Annotated in this window: 25 protein-coding genes and 1 pseudogene; 12 read left to right on the top strand and 14 right to left on the bottom strand. The window is 66.6% G+C overall.

Annotation, left to right across the window (positions count from 1 at the left end):
• Window positions 1–53: 53 nt before the first annotated feature.
• From HEP75_RS00130 to HEP75_RS00100, 7 genes are all read left to right on the top strand, one after another.
• Window positions 54–1,256 carry an amino acid aminotransferase gene (locus HEP75_RS00130; RefSeq protein ID WP_185824997.1) on the top strand — a complete coding sequence of 401 codons (1,203 nt, stop codon included), beginning with the start codon at window positions 54–56 and terminating at the stop codon, window positions 1,254–1,256.
• 244 nt (window positions 1,257–1,500) lie between these two features.
• The gene (locus tag HEP75_RS00125; RefSeq protein ID WP_185824996.1) at window positions 1,501–2,517 is read left to right on the top strand and encodes a class 1 fructose-bisphosphatase; all 1,017 of its coding nucleotides are present in this window, start codon (window positions 1,501–1,503) and stop codon (window positions 2,515–2,517) included.
• Window positions 2,518–2,664: 147 nt separating this feature from the next.
• Window positions 2,665–3,054: a hypothetical protein gene (locus HEP75_RS00120; RefSeq protein ID WP_185824995.1), complete on the top strand. Its 390-nt coding sequence runs from the start codon at window positions 2,665–2,667 to the stop codon at window positions 3,052–3,054.
• Window positions 3,055–3,124: 70 nt separating this feature from the next.
• Entirely contained in the window at window positions 3,125–3,517 is a 393-nt protein-coding gene (locus tag HEP75_RS00115; RefSeq protein WP_185824994.1) for a hypothetical protein, read from the top strand.
• A gap of 193 nt (window positions 3,518–3,710) precedes the next feature.
• Window positions 3,711–4,343, top strand: a complete 633-nt coding sequence (locus HEP75_RS00110) for a LysE family translocator (RefSeq protein WP_185821648.1) — start codon at window positions 3,711–3,713, stop codon at window positions 4,341–4,343.
• 178 nt (window positions 4,344–4,521) lie between these two features.
• Window positions 4,522–4,911, top strand: coding sequence for a DUF2267 domain-containing protein (locus HEP75_RS00105; RefSeq protein WP_221899290.1), 390 nt, complete (start codon window positions 4,522–4,524; stop codon window positions 4,909–4,911).
• A 70-nt stretch (window positions 4,912–4,981) separates the two neighbouring features.
• Entirely contained in the window at window positions 4,982–5,248 is a 267-nt protein-coding gene (locus HEP75_RS00100; protein WP_185821647.1) for a hypothetical protein, read from the top strand.
• Between the two features lie 155 nt (window positions 5,249–5,403).
• Here the strand turns inward: HEP75_RS00100 and HEP75_RS00095 are convergent, their stop codons facing one another.
• Window positions 5,404–5,985, bottom strand: a complete 582-nt coding sequence (locus HEP75_RS00095) for a nucleoside 2-deoxyribosyltransferase (RefSeq protein ID WP_255423944.1) — start codon at window positions 5,983–5,985, stop codon at window positions 5,404–5,406.
• 43 nt (window positions 5,986–6,028) lie between these two features.
• Here HEP75_RS00095 and HEP75_RS00090 point away from each other — a divergent pair, with 43 nt between their 5' ends.
• Window positions 6,029–6,736, top strand: a complete 708-nt coding sequence (locus tag HEP75_RS00090) for a 2OG-Fe(II) oxygenase (protein WP_185814649.1) — start codon at window positions 6,029–6,031, stop codon at window positions 6,734–6,736.
• Window positions 6,737–6,953: 217 nt separating this feature from the next.
• On the opposite strand, the gene HEP75_RS00085 is transcribed toward HEP75_RS00090, so the two are convergent.
• Window positions 6,954–8,039, bottom strand: a complete 1,086-nt coding sequence (locus HEP75_RS00085; protein WP_185824992.1) for a PA0069 family radical SAM protein — start codon at window positions 8,037–8,039, stop codon at window positions 6,954–6,956.
• 108 nt (window positions 8,040–8,147) lie between these two features.
• Between HEP75_RS00085 and cls the strand changes: the two genes are divergently transcribed.
• From cls to HEP75_RS00065, 4 genes are all read left to right on the top strand, one after another.
• Window positions 8,148–9,620: a cardiolipin synthase gene (gene cls / locus HEP75_RS00080; RefSeq protein WP_185824991.1), complete on the top strand. Its 1,473-nt coding sequence runs from the start codon at window positions 8,148–8,150 to the stop codon at window positions 9,618–9,620.
• A gap of 150 nt (window positions 9,621–9,770) precedes the next feature.
• Window positions 9,771–10,040, top strand: a complete 270-nt coding sequence (locus HEP75_RS00075) for a hypothetical protein (protein WP_185824990.1) — start codon at window positions 9,771–9,773, stop codon at window positions 10,038–10,040.
• A gap of 13 nt (window positions 10,041–10,053) precedes the next feature.
• Entirely contained in the window at window positions 10,054–10,806 is a 753-nt protein-coding gene (locus tag HEP75_RS00070; protein WP_185824989.1) for a pyridoxine 5'-phosphate synthase, read from the top strand.
• A 22-nt stretch (window positions 10,807–10,828) separates the two neighbouring features.
• The gene (locus HEP75_RS00065; RefSeq protein WP_185824988.1) at window positions 10,829–10,990 is read left to right on the top strand and encodes a hypothetical protein; all 162 of its coding nucleotides are present in this window, start codon (window positions 10,829–10,831) and stop codon (window positions 10,988–10,990) included.
• 596 nt (window positions 10,991–11,586) lie between these two features.
• On the opposite strand, the gene HEP75_RS00060 is transcribed toward HEP75_RS00065, so the two are convergent.
• The 12 genes and pseudogenes from HEP75_RS00060 to dnaA all read right to left on the bottom strand — a co-directional run bounded on the left by HEP75_RS00060 (window position 11,587) and on the right by dnaA (window position 24,889).
• The gene (locus tag HEP75_RS00060) at window positions 11,587–11,994 is read right to left on the bottom strand and encodes a biopolymer transporter ExbD (protein WP_185824987.1); all 408 of its coding nucleotides are present in this window, start codon (window positions 11,992–11,994) and stop codon (window positions 11,587–11,589) included.
• A 377-nt stretch (window positions 11,995–12,371) separates the two neighbouring features.
• Window positions 12,372–12,785, bottom strand: coding sequence for a biopolymer transporter ExbD (locus tag HEP75_RS00055; RefSeq protein ID WP_003470010.1), 414 nt, complete (start codon window positions 12,783–12,785; stop codon window positions 12,372–12,374).
• 3 nt (window positions 12,786–12,788) lie between these two features.
• Window positions 12,789–13,214, bottom strand: a complete 426-nt coding sequence (locus tag HEP75_RS00050) for a biopolymer transporter ExbD (RefSeq protein WP_003470008.1) — start codon at window positions 13,212–13,214, stop codon at window positions 12,789–12,791.
• Between the two features lie 42 nt (window positions 13,215–13,256).
• On the bottom strand, window positions 13,257–14,021 hold the full coding sequence (gene exbB, locus HEP75_RS00045; protein ID WP_179570259.1) for a TonB-system energizer ExbB: 765 nt from the start codon (window positions 14,019–14,021) through the stop codon (window positions 13,257–13,259).
• A 93-nt stretch (window positions 14,022–14,114) separates the two neighbouring features.
• A pseudogene (locus HEP75_RS00040) lies at window positions 14,115–14,675 on the bottom strand (TonB family protein).
• A gap of 265 nt (window positions 14,676–14,940) precedes the next feature.
• Window positions 14,941–16,134 carry a tetratricopeptide repeat protein gene (locus tag HEP75_RS00035; protein ID WP_185824985.1) on the bottom strand — a complete coding sequence of 398 codons (1,194 nt, stop codon included), beginning with the start codon at window positions 16,132–16,134 and terminating at the stop codon, window positions 14,941–14,943.
• Between the two features lie 157 nt (window positions 16,135–16,291).
• On the bottom strand, window positions 16,292–17,098 hold the full coding sequence (locus HEP75_RS00030) for a M48 family metallopeptidase (RefSeq protein WP_185824984.1): 807 nt from the start codon (window positions 17,096–17,098) through the stop codon (window positions 16,292–16,294).
• A 67-nt stretch (window positions 17,099–17,165) separates the two neighbouring features.
• Window positions 17,166–17,999: a CPBP family intramembrane glutamic endopeptidase gene (locus HEP75_RS00025; protein WP_185824983.1), complete on the bottom strand. Its 834-nt coding sequence runs from the start codon at window positions 17,997–17,999 to the stop codon at window positions 17,166–17,168.
• 99 nt (window positions 18,000–18,098) lie between these two features.
• A complete protein-coding gene (gene gyrB, locus HEP75_RS00020; protein ID WP_185824982.1) occupies window positions 18,099–20,546 on the bottom strand; it encodes a DNA topoisomerase (ATP-hydrolyzing) subunit B in 2,448 nt (815 codons plus the stop codon).
• A gap of 113 nt (window positions 20,547–20,659) precedes the next feature.
• Window positions 20,660–21,760, bottom strand: a complete 1,101-nt coding sequence (recF, locus tag HEP75_RS00015; RefSeq protein WP_185814641.1) for a DNA replication/repair protein RecF — start codon at window positions 21,758–21,760, stop codon at window positions 20,660–20,662.
• A 363-nt stretch (window positions 21,761–22,123) separates the two neighbouring features.
• Window positions 22,124–23,224, bottom strand: coding sequence for a DNA polymerase III subunit beta (gene dnaN / locus HEP75_RS00010; RefSeq protein ID WP_179570245.1), 1,101 nt, complete (start codon window positions 23,222–23,224; stop codon window positions 22,124–22,126).
• A 324-nt stretch (window positions 23,225–23,548) separates the two neighbouring features.
• Complete coding sequence (dnaA, locus tag HEP75_RS00005) at window positions 23,549–24,889, bottom strand: chromosomal replication initiator protein DnaA (protein ID WP_179570243.1); 1,341 nt, start codon at window positions 24,887–24,889, stop codon at window positions 23,549–23,551.

The following is a 24,889-nucleotide window of genomic DNA, read 5'->3' as shown; positions in this document are numbered from 1 at the left end:
GCCGGCTCCGGTCCCTCCCGGCCCCCACCTTTCGCCACCAAACGAGTACCGCCGTGTCCTTCTTTGCAAACGTGGAACAGGTCCCAGGCGACCCGATCCTGGGCCTGACCGAGGCCTACAACGCCGATTCCCGCCCGACCAAGGTCAACCTGGGCGTGGGCATCTATTACGACGAGAGCGGCCGCATCCCGCTGCTGCGCGCCGTCCAGCAGATCGAGCGGCAGCTGGCGCAGGACGCCAAACCGCGCGGCTACCTGCCGATCGACGGCCTGCCGGCGTACGACCTGGCCACGCAGAAGCTGCTGTTCGGCGCCGAGTCGCCGTTGCTGGCCGCCGGCCGCGTCGCCACCTCGCAGACCATCGGCGGCAGCGGCGCGCTGCGCGTGGGCGCGGACCTGCTGAAGAAGCTGCTGTCCACCTCGACCATCGCCATCAGCAACCCGAGCTGGGAGAACCACCGCGCGGTGTTCTCGGCCGCCGGCTTCGACGTGGTCGACTACACCTATTTCGATGCGGCCACGCACGGCCTGAACTTCGACGGCATGCTCGCCGATCTGAACAAGCTCGCGCCGGGCACCGTGGTGCTGCTGCATGCGTGCTGCCACAACCCGACCGGCGCCGACCTGACCCAGGAACAGTGGCGCACGGTCGCCGCGCTGCTGAAGGAACGCAACCTGTTCCCGTTCGTCGACATCGCCTACCAGGGTTTCGACAAGGGCATCGACGAAGACGCCTACGCGGTGCGCCTGCTGGCCGAAGCCGGCGTGGACAGCTACGTGGTCGCCAGCTCGTACTCCAAGTCGTTCTCGCTGTACGGCGAGCGCGTCGGCGCGCTGTCGGTGGTCTCGGCCACCGCGGCCGAGAGCAAGGCGGTGCAGTCGCAGATCAAGCGCATCATCCGCACCATCTATTCCAGCCCGTCCACGCATGGCGCTGCGCTGGTGGCCGGCGTGCTCACCAGCCCCGAGCTGCGCGCGATGTGGGAGCAGGAGCTGACCGAGATGCGCGAGCGCATCCACGCATTGCGCGCCGGCATGGTGCAGAAACTGGCCGCCCTCGGCGCGCCGGAGTTCGGCTTCATCCAGCAGCAGGCCGGCATGTTCTCGTACTCGGGCCTGAGCAAGGCGCAGGTGGACCGGCTGCGCGAAGAGTTCGGCATCTACGCCGTCGGCACCGGCCGCATCTGCGTGGCCGCGCTGAGCCAGGCCAACCTGGACTACGTGACCCAGGCCGTGGCCACCGTGCACAAGGGCTGATCGCGCGCGGTACTGCAACACGAAGCCGGAAGCGCACGCGCTTCCGGCTTTTTTGTGCCTGCGATTGCCCGCCTGGTGTGGGAGAGGCTGCAGCCCCGACGCTTGGCACCTTCCGCACGCACCAACCTCCCATCGGCCCTTGGCGATGCAGCGCTTCTGCACGCCATCGCTCTGCCGCTAATCGAAATCTCATGCAACAGCCGCGACAATAGGCGCCTTCCCCCACCAAAGGCTGCCTGCGCCCATGTCGCGAACCTCGCTGACCCGCTTCCTGATCGAAGAACAGCACGCCGGCCGCATCGGCCCGGAACTGCGCCAGCTCATCACCATCGTCTCGCGCGCGTGCAAGCGCATCTCCATCGCGGTCAGCAAAGGCGCCCTGGGCGGCGTGCTCGGCGACGCCGGCACCGGCAACGTGCAGGGCGAGGCGCAGAAGAAGCTGGACGTGCTCAGCAACGACATCCTGCTCGAAGCGAACGCCTGGGGCGGGCATCTGGCCGCGTGCGCATCGGAAGAGATGGATCACAGCCAGCCGGTGCCGGACAAGTATCCCAGCGGCGATTTCCTGCTGCTGTTCGACCCGCTGGACGGCAGCTCCAACATCGACGTCAACGTCTCCGTCGGCACCATCTTCTCGGTGCTGCGCGCGCCACCCGGCACCGACAAGCCCGGCGACGAACACTTCCTGCAGCCGGGCACCGCCCAGGTCGCCGCCGGCTACTGCATCTACGGCCCCAGCACGATGCTGGTGCTGACCCTGGGCCACGGCACCCACGCCTTCACCCTGGAACGCGAGGAAGGCAGCTTCCTGCTGACCCAGGCCGACATGCGCATTCCCGAGGACACCGCCGAGTTCGCGATCAACATGTCCAACCAGCGCCACTGGGAAGCGCCGATGCAGCACTACGTGGCCGACCTGCTCGCCGGCAGCGAAGGCGCGCGCGGCAAGAACTTCAACATGCGCTGGATCGCCAGCATGGTCGCCGACGTGCACCGCATCCTGACCCGCGGCGGCATCTTCATCTACCCCTGGGACAAGAAGGACCCGGGCAAGGCCGGCAAGCTGCGCCTGATGTACGAAGCCAACCCGATGGGCCTGCTGGTCGAACAGGCCGGCGGTGCCGCCAGCACCGGCCGCGAACGCATCCTCGGCCTGCAACCGGAGCAGCTGCACCAGCGCGTGCCGGTGTTCCTGGGCTCGAAGAATGAAGTGGCCGAGGCGGTGCGGTACCACGTGGAGCACGACAAGGCGCAGGGCTGAGTCTTCGCTGCACATTGCCGGGGATACACCAGCTACTTGGATCCCCGGCAAACGCTCCGGCGCACTGCACGAGATGCGTTAGCTGGAACAAGCCAACGCCACTTCGCAATTCGGCACAATGCACTTGGCAACAGGGGGATGAGCGGCATGAACTGGAGCAAGGTCTTCAAGTACGCCGGCGTGCTGTTGGTCGTGCAATTCGCTCTCGGATTGGCCGAGGGGTTTTTCCTCCCCGAATCCACGACGAACATTGCGTTTTTGCTCCTGGACGCGGCAGTTTCATTCTCCGTGTGCGCGGGGATATTCGCACATCTTTCCGCCCGCCAGCCCGTCAAGCCGTTCGCCCATGCCTGGGCCGCGCTGTTCCTTCAAGCGGCGCTGGCGGCGCTGTTCGCGCTGGCGCTCAAACGATGGCTGGGCACACCGCCGCCACTTCTGCTGGCCCTGGATTGGCTTGTGCTTGTCTGCGCGCTCCTGGCCGGCAGCGCACTGGGCTCCAACCTGCTGCGGGTCGCCAAACAGCGGGCTGATGCCTAGAGATCCGCTCGTGCCAGAATCACTTCGCAGCTAGACTTCAGCGAGCCACACCAGCACCAAAGGAAACCACATGCTCGAAAGATTGCGTGCGCTCCTGTTTGGAAAGGCAGTTGCCGCTTCGCCAGCCGATGCTGTGCAGTGGCAGGAGGGCGGCCTGTACGTGACCGAGCGGGAGAGCGGCCGGTTCGTGCCGCTCAAAATCCTCAAGCTGGACGCGCATGGCGTCCATGTCCGTGTCTACAGCAATGTGTACCCGGAACCTCCCGCGCGCATCGACGTATCCACCCTGTACATGGCCGGCGTGGACCGGCCGGACGATGTCCCGCTGGGCATGGGCCACCTGCCGATCTCCACGGCCTCCTTTTCCGGTTGGGAAGCGCGATTCGTGCAGCCGTCCACGGTCGCCGCGGAAGAACTGGATGGCTATGACGTGTGGCGCGATGCAGAGGGCGGTTACTTCTAGCGTCGCTGTCTGCGCGCCGGTTCGATCACCACCGGTTCCCGCTTCGATGTCGTCTGGCGCAGAGCTGACAACGTCATCCATCGCCGGGAAATGGTGCGGCGCTACGTGGCGGACGGACAACGACGCTCCCCGCATGGCGGACGTACCGCGCCGTTGCTACGATGCAATGCCACTTCCCGTGAGCCGCTGCGCCATGAGCCTGCATGTCTGGTGGATGTTCCTGCTGACGGTGTTCGTGTTGTCGGGCACGCCGGGGCCGAACATGCTGCACGTGATGACGCGCAGCGTGCGTTTCGGCGTACGCCGCAGCCTGCTGGCGATGGCCGGCTGCCTGCTGGCGGTGGTGCTGGTGCTGCTGGCGTCGGCGGCGGGCCTGGGCGCGGTGCTGGACGCGTCGCCGCGCGTGTTCGAGGTGCTGCGCTACGCCGGCGTCGGCTATCTGCTGTGGCTGGGAATCGCTGCCTGGCGTAGCGGGGAAGCGCCGTTGGACCCGCAAGGCGCACCGCCCCTGGCGGCGTCGCTGTCGCCGCTGCAGCTGTTCCGTGGCGGGCTGGCGATCGGATTGAGCAATCCCAAGCTGCTGCTGTTCGCCGCTGCGTTCCTGCCGCAGTTCGTCGACAAGACCCAGCCGCAGTGGCCGCAATTCGCGATCCTGGTGGCCACCTTCGCCGCGTGCGAGCTGTTCTGGTACGCGGTCTACGGCATCGGCGGGCACGGCATCCGCCGCTACCTGTCCCGGCCTGGCCTGCGTCGGCTGTTCGACCGCGTCGTCGGGACCATCTTCATCGGGTTCGGCATCGTGCTGTTGCGCTTCCGGCCGCAGTAGCGACAGGATCGCGGCGGCGGACGGGGTGCCGCAGCCCGCCGTCGATTGCGCTGGCAAGCAGGGACCCCTTCACTCCGGCCAGGCCGCTGCGGCGCCCGGTTTGGCCACAGCATCAGGCAATCCACGCATGACATGGCCCTTCGCATACCAAAACGCATCGCTGGAGTTCGAACGTTTCATGGTCGATGCGCGCGACGCTTCGGATCTGGCCACGACCAACATGGCCTGGAACATGGTGGTCGGCGTGCTGCATGCCTTCCGGCGCCGCCTCACTGTCCAGCAAGGGCTCCGTTTCGCCGACATCCTGCCGCCGGTGCTGCGCGCGCTGTTCGTCGAAGGCTGGGACAGCGAAGCGCCGATTCTGGCGTTCGGCCCGGACGAGGAGCTGTTGGCGGAAGTCCGTTCGGTTCGCGCCGCGCACAATTTCGCTCCGCCCAATGCGGTGCAGGCGGTCGCCCAGGCATTGCGCAGGAACGTCGACAACGCCGAGCTGGACCGGGTATTGGCGACACTGCCTGCCGGTGCCGCCGCGTTCTGGTCCGTCGCGCCGTCCGTTCGCGTCGCCTGAGCCCGCCCAAGAAGGCACCATTCAACGTGAAACGCCCCACCTTGGGAGGGCGGCAGGGAACAAGATTGCGATGAACCAGACGGTCTTCCTCATGTTCTTCTTCGCTACGGCGCCGGTCGCGCTGATGCCGAGCGTCATTTCCTGGCTCACCCGGCACCGTTCGCGCCGGCCGATCGTGATCGCCAACCTGGCGCTGTGGGTGCTCATCTTCTTTGCGGCGAGGAGTTTCACCCTCGGCACGTCGAGCAAGTTCCAGTTGCCGACGCTGCTGGCCCTGATCGCGTGGCTGGTGTTGCTCGGCTATTCGATTCGTGGAAGTTCTTCGAAAGGAAGCTGAGCTTCCATGAGATCAACGTTCCTTCGTGGCGGTACCGGTAGTGGTTGCGGCTGGTCCATCCGGTCGAATCTATGGTCACGATTTCTATGGTTGTTGGTTGACACGAACGGCGCGCGCGACCGGTCCTTATGCTGCTTCGCCCAGCGCGCCTGTACCTATCCCTCCATGTCCAGATCCTCCCGCAACCGCGCCAACGCGCGCCGCGCATCGCCGACCACCAGCGGCGCCGGGACCGCCAGCATCAGGTTGAGCGGCAAACCGAATTCCTCGAAGTACCAGCCGTGAGTGTCGACGCGGCCGTCGGCGCCGATCGCGTCGGGATGGCGGGCGCGGATGCGCTGGGCGAAGCTGCCGTCGTCGGGGATGTACCCGTACACCGGCTTGCCCAGGGCGACGGCGTAGCCGACCTCGAAGCAGGTGCCGCTGTCCGGCTCCGGGCCGCGGAAGAAATCCAGGTTGGCCAGCACCGCATCGGCTTGCGCGATCAGGCCGATGTTGGCCTCATAGATCCAGCGTGCCTGCGCGGCGGGATCGGCGATCTGCGCCGGCAGCGCCTGGTCCAGCGGAAACAGGCCTTCGAATCCGAATTCGCGGCACAGCGCCTTCAAGGCGTCGCCGCGGGCAGCGGCATCGGGGCGGAACACGTCGGGGCCGGCGAGGTACAGCGTGCGGATCATCGGCGCGGGCAGGTGGGCAGTGGGGCGCTCATTGTCGGCGCGCGCATGAAGGGATGCCAACGCCACAGCTGCGATGCCGTGGGATCGCTGGTAAGGTCGCGCGATGTCCGAACCCAATGCCGATTTCATCGAGGTCTTCGACGACGCCATGTCCCGCGAGGACTGCGCCGCGATCATGCGCCGCCTGCGCGGCAGTGCGCAGTTGCAGCCCGGCGAGGTGGGCAGCGGCGTGTTCCCCGAGCTCAAGCATAGCCGCGACCTGCGCATCAGCGGCCTGGAGCCGTGGCGCGACGTGGAACAGCGGCTGCAGCAGGCGGTGTTCGCCGGCCTGCTCGGCTATCTGCGCAAGTACCCGCAGGCACTGATCTCGCCGCTGATGCTGCAGGTGCCCGGCGCCGATGGCCAACCGCACCGGCTCGGCGCCGACGATTTTGCGCTGCTCGACGACGCGGCGCTGTCCAACCTGGCGCGCACCTGTCTGCGTCCGGGCGCGATCAACCTGCAGTGGTACGCCGCGGGCGAGGGCGGCTATCCGTACTGGCACTGCGAGCTGTACCCACGCGATCCCGGCGGCGAAACGCTGCATCGACATCTGCTGTGGACGCTGTACCTCAACGACGACTTCCAGGACGGCGAAACCGAGTTCCTGTTCCAGCAGCGCAAGATCGCGCCGCGCGCCGGCAGCCTGCTGATCGCGCCGACCGCGTTCACGCATACCCACCGCGGCAACCGCCCGCAGGGCGGCGACAAGTTCATCGCCACCAGCTGGATCCTGTTCCAGTCGGCGCAGGCGCTTTACGGCCGGGATTAGGCATTGGGGATTGGGGATTCGCAAAAGCGGGATGCGGCGGCTGTTCGTTGGTCGGCCTTCGTTTGGCAGCGGGTTAGCGCACGTTCTCGTCGCCAACCGGATCTATTTCGGTCAACACGGCCGCCTTACGGCCGGGATTCTGGACAAAGTCAGTGGCTAGTGCAGCAAGCCTTGCGCGCTCTTACGAATCCCTAATCCCCAATCCCCAATCCCGGCTTCAAAACAATTCCCCCTGCGGCGATGGCGCACGCGGCGGCAGCGGCTTGACGAAGCGGCTGCAGTCCAGCGTCCGGCGCGCGCGTTCGGCGTAGCCCAGGCGCTTGTGCGCCAGCGCGAAGCGCCGCGTCAGCAGGTCGGCATAGACGCCTTCGCCGCGCATGCGCTTGCCGAAGGTGCTGTCGTAGTCCTTGCCGCCGCGCAGCTGCTGCACCGTGCTCATCACGTGCGCGGCGCGGTCGGGATGGTGCGCCTGCAGCCAGTCGCGGAACAGCGGCGCCACCTCGTGCGGCAGGCGCAGCAGCACGTAGCCGGCCGAGTCGGCGCCGGCGGCATGCGCCGCCTCCAGCACCGCTTCCAGTTCGTGGTCGTTGATCCACGGGATCACCGGCGCCACCATCACCCCCACCGGCACCCCGGCCTCGTGCAGCGTGCGCATCGCGCGCAGCCGCGCATGCGGCGCCGAGGCGCGCGGCTCCAGCCGCGCCGACAGCCGAGGGTCCAGCGAGGTCACCGAGAAATGCACGCTGACCAGGTTCTCGCGCGCCAGCGGCACCAGCAGGTCCAGGTCGCGCTCGACCAGCGCGTTCTTGGTGATCAGCGAGAACGGATGGCGGGTTTCCCACAGCACTTCGATCAGCCGGCGGGTCAGCTGCAGCTTGCGCTCGATCGGCTGGTAGGCGTCGGTGTTGATGCCCAGCGCGATCGGGCTGGGCACGTAGCCGGGCTTGGCCAGTTCGCGGCGCAGTAGCTCCGGCGCATTGGTCTTGGCGAACAGGCGGGTCTCGAAGTCCAGCCCCGGCGACAGGTTCAGGTAGGCGTGGCTGGGACGCGCGAAGCAGTAACTGCAGCCGTGCTCGCAGCCGCGGTACGGATTGACCGACTGCGAGAAGCCCACGTCCGGCGACTGGTTGCGGCTGATGATGCTGCGCGCGGTCTCCTCGCGTACCTCGGTGCGCAGCCGCGGCGCGGCGAATTCCTCGCTGTCGTCGGGATGCCAGCCGTCGTCCTCGGCCTGGCTGATGGTGCGTTCGAAGCGGCCCGGCAGGTGGCTGCCGGCGCCGCGTCCCTTGATGGCCGTGCTCATCCGCACAGGCTACGCCGCTGCCGTCTCGGCCGCTGCGACGGCGACGCTGCGCGGCTGAATCTTTCAGCGCCACGCGCAGGAGCCGCGCCGGCCCCGTAGAATCCGCCGATGTTCGTATTCGCGACCCTGCAGAACACCTGGGACTGGCTGACCGGCATCCCGCATTTCGGCGCCTACCTCACCGCCGCCTATCTGCTGTACATCCTGTGGCTGAGCGGCTGGATCGTGCTGCAGAAACGCGAGCCGGCGGCGACGCTGAGCTGGGTGCTGTCGCTGGCCGCGCTGCCATACCTGGGCTTCGTCATCTACTACCTGCTCGGGCCGCAGAAGGTGAAGCGGCAACGCCTGCGCCGCGGTCGTTCGCGCTCGGGCATGGAGCACTACAGCAGCGTCTGCCCGCCCGACGCCGACTGCACCGAGCTGGCCAAGATCGCCCAGGCCACCACCGGCCTGGCGCCCAGTTCGGCGACCACCGCGCAATGGCTGGTGGACGGCGCCGCCACCTACGACGCGATCGTGCGCGACATCGCCGCCGCGCAGCACCACGTGCACCTGGAGTACTACATCTTCAACCCCGACCGCAGCGGCACGCGCATCCGCGACGCGCTGGTCGAACGCGCCCGCGCCGGGGTCAAGGTGCGCCTGCTGCTGGATGCGGTGGGTTCCTCGCAGGTGCGCAAGCGCTTCCTGCAGCCGCTGCTGGACGCCGGCGGCGAGGCGGCGTGGTTCCATCCCACCCAGCTGCTGCGCCCGTTCAAGTTCAAGCGGCCGTGGGTGAACCTGCGCACGCACCGCAAGATCGTGGTGATCGACGGGCGCATCGGCTTCACCGGCGGCATCAACGTCACCGACGAAGAGAACGAGGCGCTGCGCCCCGACGCCTACCGCGACCTGCACGTGCGCTGCGAGGGCCACGTGGTGCGCAGCCTGCAGCTGGTGTTCGTCGAGGACTGGCTGTACGCCACCCGCCAGGGCCGCGACGCCTTCGACATGGCGCAGATCTGGCCGCACGACATGCCCGGCCGCGACGACGGCGCGATCCAGGCGCAGGTACTGGTGTCCGGTCCGGATTCGTCGTGGGAAAGCATCCATCGCATGCAGGTGGCGGCGATCTACGAGGCGCAGCGGCGGGTGTGGCTGGTGACGCCGTACTTCGTCCCGGGCGAGGCCGCGCGCATGGCGCTGACCTCGGCCGCGCTGGGCGGACTCGACGTGCGCCTGCTGGTGCCCAAGCGCAGCGATTCGCGGCTGGTGACGCTGGCGGCGCGCTCGTATTTCGACGAGTTGCTGCAGGCTGGGGTCAAGATCTACGAGTACGGCCCGCGCATGCTGCACAGCAAGGCGCTGATCGTCGACGACGAACTGTGCATCGTCGGCAGCGCCAACTTCGACAACCGCAGTTTCCGCCTCAATTTCGAAGTTTCGGCAATGTTCCGCGACCGGCAGATGACCCAGGAACTGGCCACGTTGATCGGCCGCGAGATCGCCGATGCGGTGCAGGTGCGCGACGATCGCAAGCGCTCGCTGTGGCGCTACCGGTTGCCCGAGGCGATGGCCCGGCTGACCTCGCCGCTGCTGTAGCCACGCCGTCGCTCCCCGTCGGGTCGCGCCGTGCCTGCACGTGCCACCGAACGGGTACATCCACGCCCGGGCGGCGCCCGTTCCGGTGGTTCGCCGTGGAACCGGTCACCCGGGCGGCGCTACACTGCGCGCATCCTTGGGGAGATCGTCATGTACTGGCTTTTTCTGCTGCTCGCGCTCGCTGCCTTCGTCCTGGCGTTCTCCACGCCGCACATGTCGTTGTTGGTGCTGGCCTTGCTGGCGGCGCTGGGATTCCTGCTGGCCTGGGCGCGCGGCTGGTACGTGGTCAAGATCGGCGACGCCAGCCAACGCGATGCCGCGCCGATGATCGATCCGGCCGAGCTGCGCCGGCTGCGCGAACAGGCCGAGGCGCGCCGCGCCGCGGCGGCCGCGGCCAGCGACGACGCGCTCTCCTCGTAAGCGTCGCCCGCCGATGACCCGACTCAGCGTCAACGTCAACAAGATCGCGGTGCTGCGCAATTCGCGCGGCGGTGAGCTGCCGAGCGTGCTCGAGGCGGCGCGCGCCTGCCTGGACGCCGGCGCGCACGGCATCACCGTGCACCCGCGCCCGGACCGGCGCCACATCCATGCCGAGGACGTGCTGGCGCTGGCCGAGCTGACCCGCGCGCGCGGCGTGGAATTCAACATCGAAGGCAACCCGTTCGCGCCGCCGCGGCCGGGCTACCCAGGGCTGATCCCGCTGTGCGCGCAGGTGCGCCCGGCGCAGGCCACCCTGGTCCCCGACGGCGACGGCCAGCTGACCTCCGACCATGGCTTCGACTTCGGTCGCGACAGCGAACGGCTGCGTCCGCTGATCGCCGAACTGAAGGCGCTGGGCTGTCGGGTCAGCCTGTTCGTCGATGCCGATAACCCCGACCTGGCACGCGCCGCCGAACTCGGTGCCGACCGCGTCGAGCTGTACACCGGACCGTATGCGGAGGCGTTCGAGCGCGGCGACGCCGCAGCGCCGGCCGCCTTCGCCGCCGCCGCGCGCCGCGCGCAGGCCGCCGGACTCGGCGTCAATGCCGGCCACGACCTGGGCCAGGCCAACCTCGGCGCGTTCCTGGCCGCGGTGCCGCAGGTGCTGGAGGTGTCGATCGGGCATGCGCTGATCGGCGAGGCGCTATATGCAGGGTTGGGCGCTACAGTGAAAACCTACCTGGCGATCCTGGCCACCATTCGCTAGCGCGTCAGGTCACTGAGAGCCGATGCCGCAACTGGACAAGCAGTACTTCGAAGACGTTGTGATCGCACATCTCCTCAAGCTCGCGTTGCTGGGCTTTGGCGTGCTGTTTTCGTTGTTCTTCATCGCGACGGTCAAGCTGGACCCGCTTCGTGGGTCTGCTGAATTAGGGGTGTCGGCCGTATGAGAGCAACTGGTCTCGTCCTATCTATTATCTTGGGCCTGTGCGGCTGCTCCCTGGACACGGTGACCACTCGATATTCCACGTTGGCGGATGCCCGCGCCGACCGTCTATTCGAACGAGGGTGGCTTCCCGACGTTCTTCCCCCATCGACGGTTCGCATTCGCACGTCGAACAATCTCGACCTCAGCACGTCCGTGGGAGCCTTCAACTTCATCCCGGCGGAGGCACCGGTCCTCTTCCATGCCTTGGTGTCCGGAATCAGAGCAGACGCCCCATTCGAGGGCTGGGCAGCAACCGTCCAGGGTTACTCGGACAGGGGATTCTCTGCCTGGACCTATGAGGACAGCGACACTGCCTGGGTATTTTTCTGCCACGGCGGAAAGGGTCATTGCGACTACTTCGCGTGGCCTAGCTAGCGATAGCTGACGCCTCGTTCAAGACGGCGGGCCTGCGCTCAGCAAGATACATGGCGCGGATCACGCCTTGCCGGGCATTGGCGGGACCCCGGGATCGGCTTGCGCACCCTGCATCGGAAAAACGCCACCGTTGCCGGTGGCGTTTGCGGTCCGTCATGACGGAGCTGTTGCGCTAAAAGCGCATCACTGGACGAAGCCGATGCGGTCCACCTGCGCGTTCTTGGCCGCGGCCAGCACCTTGGCCATCACCTCGTATTCGGCATCGGGGTTGGCCTCGATGCGCAGCTCCGGAGTGTTGCCGGCGCCCTGCGCCATCGCCTCCTGCAGCCGCGGCTGCAGCTCGGCCAGGGGCAGGGGACTGGCATTCCAGAACAGCTGGCCGCTGGCATCCAGGCGCAACTGGATCGGCGGCGGCGGCTCGAGCGGCCGCTGCGGCGTGTCGACACGCTGTGGCAGGTTCATGGTGATCGGCCGCGTCACCAGCGGTACGGTCACGATGAAGATGATCAACAGCACCAACATGACATCGACCAGCGGCGTGACATTGATTTCCGACAACGGTCCCCGGTTCCCTGCGGTACTGAAAGCCATGGCGTGCCTCCTGTCCTGTGGTTGTGGTGTCGCGTCTCCAGCCTACACCTGCGCCGCGGTGGTTTGCGAGGGGCAACTGGCGACAAGGCGGAGAGGCCAAGGTGATCCGCCGAGCCTGGCGGAACCGCACTTTGGCGCCGCTTCGGCGGCGACTTCCCGCTGGAGGCCGACCCGTTGGACACGACCTGCGCGCACTACAGCGATGGCAATCGGAGGCGAGTTTTTCGCGAACGTCGTCATCGGCAGACCGACACCACCGCGGCGCCGACTCCGACTCCGATTCCAACTCCGCTGCATCGCACCGGCGGCGCCAAAAAAAACGCCACCGTTTCCGGTGGCGTTGCAGTCGCGTCATGACTGAGGTGTTGCGGTAGAGCTTATTGCTGCACGAAGCCGATCTTTTTCATGTCCGAATTCTTGGCGGCGGCCAGCACCTTGGCCATCACTTCGTATTCGGAATCCGGATTGGCATCGATGCGCAGTTCCGGCTGGTTGGTCGGATCGCGCTGTACTTCGTTTTCCATCATTTGCGGAAGCGCCGTCACAGCCACCGGGCTGTTGTTCCAGAAGAGCTGGTTCGACGCATCGATACGCAGATCGATCGGCGGCGGCGGGTCGCGCAACTGCGGCGGCGGGTTGATCACTCGCTGCGGCAGGTCCACGTCGATCGGATACGTCATGATCGGCGCGGTCACGATGAAGATGATCAACAGCACCAGCATCACGTCGACCAGCGGCGTGACGTTGATGTCGGCCATGGGACCACGGCCGCCTCCTGAGCTAAATGCCATGGCTCAGTTCCCCTTCTCTTTGGTCGCAACGAAGCCGACGTCCAGCATGCCCTGACCCTGCGCGATCTTGGTGATCTCGTTGATCGTACGCATCTTGGTCGTGCGGTCGCCACGCAGGTTGAGCGGCGGCTGCGGAGTCTGCTGGGCAGCGGTGGAGAAGCGCGATTCCAAAGCTTCCTTGGAAACCGGCTCGTCGTTCCAGTACAGCGACCCGTCTTCCTTGACCGACAGCGTGATCGGATTGGAACGTTTTTCGTCCTTGTCCGGATCCTGCTTCAGGTTGGCTTGGGGCAGCTCCACCTTGACCTTGTGGGACATCAGCGGTGCCGTGATGATGAAGATGATCAGCAGCACCAACATCACGTCCACGAGGGGCGTGACATTGATGTCGGCCATGGGGCCGCCGCTGTTACCACTACTGAAAGCCATAACGGGCTCCGTTAATCGTTGCGTGGACTACTCGACCGCGGATCAGCGAACGCGCGAACCAGTGGCGAAGAAGTCATGCAGGTCGTGGGCGAACGTATCGAACTTGGCGATCGTCGAGCTGTTGACCTTGCTGAAGAAGTTGAACGCGAACACGGCCGGGATCGCGACGAACAGACCGATCGCGGTCATGATCAGCGCTTCACCCACCGGGCCGGCAACGGCGTCGATCGAGGCGGAGCCGGTGGCACCGATCTTGATCAGCGCGCCGTAGATGCCCCACACCGTACCCAGCAGACCGACGAACGGCGCGGTCGCACCGACGGTGGCCAGCAGGGTCATGCCCGACTGCAGCTTGGTGCTTTCGCGGGTCACGGCCTGACGCAGGGCGCGGTCGACGAACTCCGAACGGCTCAGGGTCTCGCCCAGGCCGGTGCCGGCACCGGCTTCGGCGCGCTGGTGGTGCGCAGCGGCCTGAGCGGCGTCGAGCGCGATCTTCGAGAACGGCTCGCTGGCCGGCTGCTCTTCCATCGCACGGATGGCGTCCTGCGCGTTCGGGGTGTCCCAGAACAGGCTGGTGACGCGGTCGGCCTGGCCCTTCAGACGGGTGGCGCGGAAGATGTTGATGACGGTCCAGTACCAAGACGACGCCGACATGATGATAAGGGTGATGAGCACCACCCAGGAGACGGCGAAGTCACCCGGCTTGGAGGTCATCTCGGTGATCAGGTGCTCGAAGCCCATCTGCGACAGGGCGTTCGATGCGTTGTTGCCCCCCGCAGCAGCGGCGATGAAAATTTCCTGCAGCATGACGCTTACCTTTGTTGTGTGTGGTGATGAGGGTGGTGCAAAGAGTAGACAGGGCCTGCAGACCGGCGGGTGCGCCGGCCTGCTGCCTTTGTATCAGTTCAGCGCGAAGTTGACCGGAACGCGGACGCGGCCGGCGGTCTTCTGTCCATTGGCGGTAGCGGCGTTGAACCGCCACTTGCGCGCTGCTTCCATGGCGGCGCGGTCCAGGTCGCGGTTGCGGCTGGATTTCTCGACGGCGACGTTGGTGACGTTACCGTTTGCGTCGACGTCGATGATCAGGATCACCTCGCCTTCAGCGCCCGACCGGAATGCGGACGGCGGGTACTTCGGCGGGTTCATGTTCTTCGACGAGATATCGACGCTGGCGCCGATGTCCGTTGCGGCGGCAGGCGGCGCAGGCGGCGACGGCGGCGTGGCGATGTCGCTCGGGCGCGGCTCCGGCACGTCGATCACCGGGGCTTCCGGCGGCGGCGGGATCTGGGTCGGCTTCGGCGGCGCCAGGTTTTGACCGGCGGCGGCGGCGTTTCCGGCGGCTTCGGCGGCGGCGGCGGCGGGGGGTGGCGGCGGCGGCGGGGCGTCGACCAGGGTGACGACGATGTTGCGTTCCTTCTCCGCTGCCGCCTTCGGCGCAACGGCTGGAATCAGCAACAACATCAGTGCTGCCAGATGCAGCGCGATTACGAAGGCAATACCGATGATGCGCGGCCAGCTGAGGCCGGAAGCTTCATCTCTGTCGTAATGCCGATTGATGACCAATTGTTCCGTCATGCGCCAATGACTCGATTTAGGGGGGCCGGGATTCGCGAAGAATCTGAATCCCAGTTCAGGCGGCTTGACACCGCAGGAACCTCCAAGCTTATACCAATCCCTGTGACCTGCACTACTTTAAGCACTGGTTTTCGGGGGCTTTTTTTGCTTTTTACTTCAGATTGATGATCTTCTTGGCGTCTTCCGGCTTCTTGACGCCCTTGGCGAGCGCTTGCTGCGCGGCCTGCTTGGCTTCCGCGGTGCGGCCTTCCTGGTGCAGCACCTTGGCCAGGTTCAGATAGGTTTCGCCGTCCTTGGACAACGGCGCGGCCTTCTGCCAGTTCTCGATCGCCTGCGGCACCTGGTCGGTGTAGTAGTACGACTGCGCCAGCGCCAGATAGGTCTGGTAGTCAGGCTTGAGGATGCCTTTCTGCAGGCCTTCGTTGATGACCGAAATGACGTCCTTTTCCTTCTTGTCGGTGTTGGCGTAGATCGAGTACAGCTGTTTGTACTCCTTCTCGTCGGTCAACTGCCCGGCCGCACGCAGCTTGTCCATCACCGCAGCGGCCTTGTCCATCTGGTCGGCCTGCATGTACATGCTGGCCAGGTTGAGCTGGGCCTTCTTGTCGTTCGGCGTCTTCGCCGCCAGCGTCTCGGCGGCCTTGACCGCTTCGCCGGTCTGACCGGCGGCGGCGTAGGACGCCATCAGCAGCTGGTTCCAGCTGTCCTTGGGCTCGGGCGAGGCGGCGATGGCCTGCTGCAGCACCGGGATCGCCTCCTGGTAGCGCTCGGTCTGGTACAGCGCCTGGCCCTTGAGGATCAGGTCTTCCGGGCGGGTCGACTTGGACTCGGCCAGGAACTTGTCCAGCGAGGCCAGACCGGCGGCGGTTTCGTCGTCCTGCAGCTGCAGCTGCGCCAGCATCAGCATCGACTGGAAGTGGCCGTTGTTGTCCAGGCCGTTGAACTGGATCGCCTGCTGCAGGTACTGCTTGGCGGCCTTGCTGTCGTCCAGGTTGTAGGCGGCCTGCGCGGCCAGCTGCGCGGCGATGGACTTGTCGTATTCGTTGGCCGCGCTATTGGCAAGGATCTCGTCGGCCTGGGTGCGCACGCCGGCGTAGTCCTCGCCCTTGTTGTAGGTGTCGATCAGCTTCTGCAGCTTGCTGCCGAGCTTGGCCGACGGCTTGCCGGTCGGCTCCTGGCGGGTGGCGTTGGGGAACATCACCGCGGCCTTTTCGTTCTTGGACTTGCGCGAGGAGCGCTGCTCGGAGCGATCGGACTGCGCGACGGCGTCGGTCACCACCGCGCCGCCGAGGGCAGCAGTGATCACCAGGGACAACAGCGCTTGCTTGCGGATACTGAATTTCATGGATCACCTCGGTGGAACCGCCCTGAGCGGCACGGAAGACGGAGCGGCCATCCTGGGCCGAGCCAGCAAAACTAACAGAAACCTATACGCGGTGAAAACGTTTTTAGGACGCATTGCCATGCACGGCGCACGCCCATGCGCGGCGGCGCCGATGCACTCAACCGCACTTCGGCGTCCGCCCGGCACTGCGCGCCTGCGCATACACGGGCTCAAGCGTAGCGACATCGCGTTGCAGTTCGCCGATGCGGGCGCTGGGATCGGGGTGAGTGGACAGCCATTGCGGCGGGCGTTGGCCGCCGGCGGCCATCATGTTCTTCCACAGATCCACCGCCTGCGCGGGGTCGAAACCGGCCTGCGCCATCAGCCGCTGGCCGACCACGTCGGCCTCGCTCTCCTGGGTGCGCGAACCCGGCAGCAGGAACGCGGCCTGCGCGGTCATGCCGCCGACCTGGCCCACCGTATCGGCCGCGGCGCTGCCATAGCGCGCGCCGGCCAGCGCGCCGAGCACGCTGAGGCCGGTCTGGGTGCCCATCTGGCGGGTGATGCGTTCTTCGTGGTGGCGCGAGATCACGTGGCCGATCTCGTGGCCGAGCACCGCCGCCAGCTGATCCTGGTTCTTGGCCACGGTGAAGATGCCGCTGTTGACGCCGACCTTGCCGCCGGGCAGCGCGAACGCATTGGGTTCCTTGTCGTCGAACAGCGCGGTTTCCCACGCCGTGCCGCGCCACTGCGTCGGCAATTGCGCGACCAGCGTGTTGACCACGCAGCGCACGTAGGCGTTGCGCTTCGGATCGTTGTCGATCGGCTCCTTGGCCTTGGTCTCGGCAAAGGCCTTCAGGCCAAGCTGATCCAGTTCCTGCTGCGATACGCCACCCACGACCTGGGTACGCCCGGTCGGCGAGGTGGTAGTCGCACACGCTGTCAGCAGCACCGCGATCGATGCCCCCAGTACAACACTCTTCATACGGGTCCCCCTATGACACGCATCGCAGTGTGGTGGCACACGTCTTAACTTTTCGTCAAACAAATCTTCAAGTTGTGCCAAACCAGTACAAAGCCGCTACAGCGACGGCGTTGTTCAGCCCGTGCGCGGCGATCGGCGCCCACAAGGTGCCGGTGCGCTTGTACAGCCATGCGAACGCGGCGCCCATGCTGCCGTAGACCAACCATAGCTGCAGGGTTTCGGCCACGCCATTGCCGGTGGTGCCGGGCAATTCGTGCACCAGCGCGAAGGCGGCGCCGCTGAGCGCCATGCCCAGCCGCGGCCGGCCGGCATCCCACAGGCGCCCGAACAGCACGCGGCGGAACAGCAGTTCCTCGTAGGCCGGGGCGATCAGCACCGCGAACACGACCAGGAACAGCGGCATCTGCGTCATCGCTTCGCGCATCAGCGGCAGGTTGGTCGGCACCGGCTTGATCCCCAGCTGTGCGCCGAGGTTGGACAGCACGCTGCTGCCCACGAATACCGCCACCGCGACCAGCAGCACCCAGCCCCAGGTCGCCGGCACGCGCGCGGCCTGCCAGGAGGCACGGCGCTCGGCGGCGTTGGCCGGGCGGCGCAGGAAGTACAGCAGCAAGGCCGCGGACAGGGTGCTGACCAGGGCGATCAGCAGCTGCGCCAGCGCTCCCGGCTGGCCGATCTGGGAGGCGACGGCGGTGGCCAGCCGATCGGCGGGAATGCCCTGCGCACGCAGCTCCATGGTGATCTGGAAGCCGCGCACCACGCCCCAGACCAAGCCGGACAGCACGCTGACGGCCAGCAACACGACCGCGGCCAGCAGCACGTCGAGAACGAAAGCGAGCACCGGCTTGCCCCAGCCGGACGGCGGCGGCGCGGCATTGGTCAGCGGGGGCGGGGCGGGCATGTGCGACGGCAGCGAGGTCATCGCGATCCTGGGCGAGAGCAGGCTAGGGGAGCGGAACGATGCCGGCCCCCGGCGCGCGCCGGGGGCGGCGATGCCGCATCAGATGTCGAGGTTGGCGACCTTCAGCGCGTTTTCCTCGATGAAATCGCGGCGCGGCTCGACCACGTCGCCCATCAAGGTGCTGAAGATCTGGTCGGCGGCCACCGCATCCTCGATGCGTACCTGCAACAGGCGGCGCGAATCCGGGTTCACCGTGGTTTCCCACAGCTGCTCGGCGTTCATTTCGCCCAGGCCCTTGAAGCGCTGGATCTGCCGGCCCTTCTTGGCCTCGTCGAACAGCCAGGCATGCGCCTGGGCGAAGCTGCTGATCGACTGGGTCTTGTTGCCGCGCACGATCTGCGCGCCTTCGCGGACCAGTCCGTTCAACGCTAGCGCGACTTCGCGCAGCGGGCGCAGCTCGCCGCTCTCGAAGACCGCCATCGGCAGCACCTGGGTCAGCTCTTCGCCCATGTGGCGGCGCACCGCGATCAGGGTCGCCGGACGCTGTTCGCTGCCCGGCTCGAAGCGCAGCTGATAGCGGGCGGTGCCCAGGCTGCCGCGGTTGAGCACGGCTTGCAGCGCGTCCAGGGTCGGATGCTGCTCGCCTTCGGCCTCCAGCTGCACCACGTCCAGCGGCGGCAGGTCGATCAGCGCGGTCAGCAGCGCCGGATCGTAGCGGTGCGCGTTGCGCGCCACCGCGTCGTTGGCGCTGGCGAACAGCAGCAGCAGCTTCTCCAGCGCGCTGCCGGTGATCGGCGGCTCGTCGGTGGCCGGGATCAGCGCCGCGCCCTCGACCGCGCTGTTGGCCAGGTAGGCGTTGAGCGCGTTGTCGTCCTTCAGGTACAGCTCCTGCTTGCCCTGCTTGAGCCGGTACAGCGGCGGCAGGCCGATGTAGATGTAGCCGCGCTCGATCAGCTCCGGCATCTGCCGGTAGAAGAACGTCAGCAGCAGGGTGCGGATGTGCGCGCCGTCGACGTCGGCGTCGGTCATGATGATGATGCGGTGGTAGCGCAGCTTGTCCGGGTTGTATTCGTCGCGGCCAATGCCGGTGCCCAGCGCGGTGATCAGCGTGCCGACCTGGTCGGAGGCCAGCATCCGGTCGAAGCGCGCGCGTTCCACGTTGAGGATCTTGCCGCGCAGCGGCAGCACCGCCTGGTTCTTGCGGTTGCGGCCCTGCTTGGCCGAGCCGCCGGCCGAGTCGCCCTCGACGATGAACAGCTCGGACAGCGCCGGATCCTTCTCCTGGCAGTCGGCCAGCTTGCCGGGCAGGCCGGCAATGTCCAGCGCGCCCTTGCGCCGGGTCAGATCGCGCGCCTTGCGCGCAGCCTCGCGGGCGCGCGCGGCATCGACGATCTTGCCGGCGATGGCCTTGGCTTCGCTGGGGTTTTCCTGCAGGAATTCCTGCAAACGGGCACCGAACGTGTTCTCAACGGCCGGCTTGACCTCGGAACTGACCAATTTCTCCTTGGTCTGCGACGAGAAGCTCGGGTCCGGCACCTTGACCGACAGCACCGCGATCATGCCTTCGCGCATGTCGTCGCCGGACAGGGTGATCTTGGCCTGCTTGGCGATGCCGTTCTGTTCGATGTAATTGGTCAGGGTGCGGGTCAACGCGGCGCGGAAGCCGGCCAGATGGGTGCCGCCGTCCTTCTGCGGGATGTTGTTGGTGAAGCAGAACATGGTTTCCTGGTAGGCGTCGGTCCATTGCAGGGCCACGTCCACGACGATGCCGTTCTGCTCGCCGGTCACCGAGATCACGTTCGGATGCAGCGGGGTCTTCAGCTGCGCCAGGTGCTCGACGAAGCTGCGGATGCCGCCTTCGTACTCGAACACGTCCTGGCGGCCTTCGCCGCGCTCGTCCTGCAGGGTGATCTTGACCCCGGAGTTGAGGAAGGACAGCTCGCGCAGGCGCCGCGCCAGGATGTCGTAGTGGAACTCGACGTCGCTGAAGATCTCCACCGCCGGTTTGAAGCGCAGGGTGGTGCCGCGCTTGTCGGAAGGCTCGAGCTGCTTGAGCGGGTATTGCGGCTCGCCCAGCTTGTATTCCTGCTGGTAGTGGTGGCCGTCGCGCCACACGTCCAGCCACAGGTGCTCGGACAGGGCGTTGACCACCGATACGCCGACGCCGTGCAGGCCGCCGGAAACCTTGTAGCTGTTGTCGTCGAACTTGCCGCCGGCATGCAGCACGGTGAGGATCACCTCGGCCGCGGACACGCCTTCTTCCTTGTGGATGTCGACCGGGATGCCGCGACCGTTGTCGGACACCTGCACCGAGCCGTCCACCATGATCTTGACCAGCACGTTGTCGGCATGGCCGGCCAGCGCTTCGTCGATGGAGTTGTCGACGACCTCGAACACCATGTGGTGCAGGCCGGTACCGTCGTGCACGTCGCCGATGTACATGCCGGGACGCTTGCGGACCGCTTCCAGCCCACGCAGCACGGTGATCTTGCTGGAGTCGTAGGTGGTGTTGGCGGGCGAGGTTGGCGGATTCTGTTCTTCGGTCATGCGCTTGCCGTAGGCTCCACGAGTCGGACGACGGCGGGCAGGAGCCCGGTCGCGCCGATGGATAGGGGATTGCGGCGAATTATAGCAGCCCCGGCCCTCAAGCCTCGCGGCGGCTAGGAACGGGCCACGGCCTGTCCATGTTCCACGTGGAACCGCGCGATGGGCAACGCCATGTCGGCCAGCGCCTGCGGGGTTTCGGTGGCGGTGACGAACACCTGCGCCGGCCCAGCCTGCAGCCGCTGCAGCACGCGCCGTTGGTGATGCTGGTCCAGTTCCGAGGCCAGATCGTCCAGGGCAATCACCGGCCATTCGCCGCGTTGCTCGGCATAGTCCTCGGCCTGGGCCAGTAGGCAGGCCAGGGCGGTGAGCTTGGCCTGGCCGCGCGACAGGGCGTCGCGGCCGGGGATGGTGGCAAACTCCAGGCTCCAGTCGGCACGGTGCGGCCCGACCGAGGTATAGCCGTACTGACGGTCGCGCTCGCGGTTGAGCAACAACGCATCGGCCAGCGGCACCTCGTGGCGGCGCCACCCCGGCGCGAACTGCAGGTGCTGGATGCCCAGCGCAGGCGCCAGCTCCGGCCCCAGCGCCAACAGGCGCTGCAGCAGGCGCTCCAGATATTGCTCGCGGCGCGAGGTGAGCGGTTCGCCGGCCTCGGCCAGCTCGTGGTCCCAGGCATCCAGGGCCGCGCCGCCGCCGCCGCTTTTCAGCAAGGCGTTGCGCTGCTTGAGCGCCCGCGCGTAGCGACGCCACAGCGCCAGGAAGTCAGGTTCCACGTGGAACAGGCCCCAATCGATGAAGCGGCGGCGGGGTTCGCCACCGCCGCTGACCAGTACGTGGCTGCCCGGTTCGAAGGTGACCACCGCCAGCGCGGCGCAGAGCGTGCCCAGGTAGGCCACGTCCTCGCCATCGAGCCGGCCACGCCAATCCTGGCCGCTATGGCGCAGCCCGGCGCGGCGGCGGCGTGGCTGCTGCGGCTCCGGGCCGCGTTCCTGCCATTCGACGAACACGTCCAGCGCGTCCTGGCCCTGGCTGACCAAGCCATCGCGCACCCGCCCGCGGAAACTGCGGCCGTAGGCCATCAGGTGCATGGCCTCGAGAATGGTGGTCTTGCCGGCCCCGTTGTCGCCGGTGATCAGGTTCAAGCCGGGCGCAGGCGCCAGCTCCAACGCGGCGAAGCGGCGCAGGTGATGAAGATCGAGGCGGGAGACGTGCATACGCGGAATCGGGGCGAGGCGCTCGCACCGGGCGCACGCGGGTCAGCTCATCAGGGTATAGGCGGCAGCATACCCAAAGCGGCTGCGAACGTCCTGTCGCGAGTGCAGCTTGGTGGGCGGGTTGAATTCGATGCGGGCGGTGGGCGGGCGGGTGGTTTTGCTACCGCGAGGCAATCCAGGGAACCCATTGAGTCTCGGTGAAGACATCAAACCTGGTCGGTAAGGCCCGTCGCGACTGAAGTTGCTCCCACAGGAGGCTTTCGTGGGCTCGGAAGCGCCTGTGAGCCTTGGACAAAAGAAAACCCGGCGCGAAGGCCGGGTTTCTAGGTTGTGTTCCACGTGGAACACGACATTAGGCTAGCGTCAGAGACGCAGCGGCATCACCACGTGGCGGGAGCGGGCGCTACTGGCCTCGCGCACCAGTGCGGAGGAGTTGGCGTCGCGTAGCTGGATCACGATGAACTCCTCGCGCAGCGCAGACAGCGCGTCGAGCAGGTAGTTCACGTTGAAGCCGATCGCCAGGTCGCTGACCTTGGTGTCGGCCTCGATCTCTTCCTGCGCTTCTTCCTGCTCGGGATTGTGCGCGCTGATCTTCAGCTGCCCCGGCGAGACTTCCACGCGCACGCCGCGGTACTTTTCGTTGGACAGGATCGCCGCACGCTGCAGCGCCGCGCGCAGGGCCTCGCGATCCAGCTTGACCTCACGGTCGGCACCGATCGGGATCACCGCTTCGTAATCGGGGAAACGGCCGTCGATCAGCTTCGAGGTGAAAGTGACATCGTCGCGCTTGACCCGCACGTGGCTGCGGCCCACTTCCAGCTCGACCTCGCGATCGCCGCCTTCCAGCAGGCGCTGCAGCTCGGTCACGCCCTTGCGCGGCACGATGATCTGGCGCTTGGCGCCACCGGCGTTCTCCAGTTCGGTCTCGCACAGCGCCAGGCGATGGCCATCTGTGGCCACGCAGCGCAGCGTCTGGTCGCGCAGGTCGAACAGCAGGCCATTGAGGTAATAGCGCACGTCCTGCTGCGCCATCGCAAAGGCGGTGCGCTCGATCAGTTCCTTCAGCGCCGCTTCCGGCACCAGCACCCGCTCGGTGGCTTCCACTTCGTCGACCGACGGGAAATCGTTGGCGGGCAGCGTGGCCAGGGTGAAGCGGCTACGCCCGGCCTGCACGGTGATCTTGTCGCCGGTCTGCGAGACGGTGATCTTGCTGCCGTCGGGCAGCGCCCGAATGATCTCGAACAGCTTGCGTGCCGGGATCGTGGTTTCGCCGTCCTGTGCGTCGTCGACCGCGATACGCGACACCATTTCCACTTCCAGGTCGGTACCGGTCAGCGACAGTTGCCCGTCGTGCACCTGCACCAGGAAGTTGGCCAGAACCGGCAAGGTCTGGCGGCGTTCGACCACATTGACGACTTGCGCCAATGGCTTGAGGAAGGCTTCGCGCTGCAGTGTGAAACGCATGTGGTTCCGTGCCCCTATGCTTTAAAAAGATATGGAATAAATCAAAAGCTTGGTGGTGATGGTAGAGCGATTTTCGGTGCAAAGGTAGCTTAACTATCTGGATTCAAAGGGTTTTTCAGCCCTTCAATCCCGGGTATTACTGCCCCTGTAGGGGTGGGGAAACCTGTGGATAGTTTTGCCGGCGCCGCCGCGCTGCACTTTATCCACAGTTTCTACCGGATTTGTCGCGAAGTCATGCACCGATTTATCCGCCGCTTCCGGCATGCCGCACCGGAGCGCTCGCGAGGGTGCCGATCCGCGCCTTTCCGGCGCGGTGCCGGCCCGCTACTCGCTCAGCTTGCGGATCAGCTTGTCCCAGTCCTCGCGCAACTTGCCGTCGGTTTCCATCAGGTGCTTGATCTGCCGGCAGGCGTGCAGCACGGTGGTGTGGTCGCGGCCGGCGAACGCGTCGCCGATCTCCGGCAGGCTGTGTTCGGTCAGTTCCTTGGTCAGGGCCATCGCCACCTGCCGCGGCCGCGCCAGCGAGCGGGTACGGCGCTTGGACAGCAGGTCCTTGATCTGCAGGCCGTAGTAGTCGGCCACGGTCTTCTGGATGTTGGGGATGCCGATCGCCTGCTGCTGCGCGCGCAGCAGGTCGCGCAGCGTCTCCTGGGCGAACTCGGTGGTGATCGCACGGCCGGTGAAGTTGGCGCGGGCGGCCAGCGTGTTGAGCGCGCCTTCCAGGTCGCGCACGTTGGAGCGCATCTTCTTGGCGATCAGGAACGCCACGTCATCGGGAATCTCGGCGCCGCGTTCGCGCGCCTTGGCCAGCACGATCGCCGCTCGGGTCTCGAAGTCGGGCGGGTCGATCGCCACCGACAGGCCCCAGGCCAGGCGCGACTTCAGCCGCGGCTCCAGGCCTTCGACCTCGCGCGGGTAGCGGTCGCAGGTCAGGATGATCTGCTGGCGGCCGTCGAACAGCGCGTTGAAGGTGTGGAAGAACTCTTCCTGGGTGCGGTCCTTGCCGGCGAAGAACTGGATGTCGTCGATCAGCAGCGCGTCCACCTGCTGGAACTGGCGCTTGAACTGGTCCATGGTCTTGTCCTGCAGCGCGCGGATCATCGCGCTGAAGAACTGTTCCGAGCGCAGGTACATGACCCGCGCGTTGGGGTTCTGCTCGCGCATCGCGTTGCCGGCGGCGAACATCAGGTGGGTCTTGCCCAGGCCGGTGCTGCCGTACAGCAGCAGCGGGTTGTGCGCGCGGTCGCCGGGCTTCTGCGCCGCCTGCGTGGCCGCGGCCAGGCCGAGTTGGTTGCTGCGGCCTTCGACGAAGTTGGCGAAGGTGTAGTGCGAGTCGAGGTTGCCGGCGAACGGCTCCAGCAACGGCGCCGGCGGCGTGCGCGCGGCGGCCGCATCGCTGGCGACCGGGGCCACCGGCTCCGGCGCGCGCGGACGCGAGCCGACCTGCAACGCCACTTCGCCGCTGCCGGCGAAATAGGTCATCAGTTCGCGGATCCGCGCCAGGTAGCGCTCGCGCACCTGTTCGACGATGAAGGCGTTCGGGGCGTACAGGACCATGCTGTTGTCATGGCGCTGTTCGGCTTGCAGCGGTTTCAACCAGGTGTGAACGTCCTCGGCTGGAAATTCAGCTTCCAGACGTTCCAGGCAACGGGGCCAAGCATCCAT

The sequence above is a fragment of the Xanthomonas sp. SI genome (genome assembly GCF_014236855.1).
Lineage (GTDB): Bacteria > Pseudomonadota > Gammaproteobacteria > Xanthomonadales > Xanthomonadaceae > Xanthomonas_A.
This window is presented reverse-complemented; position numbering and strand designations above follow the sequence as displayed.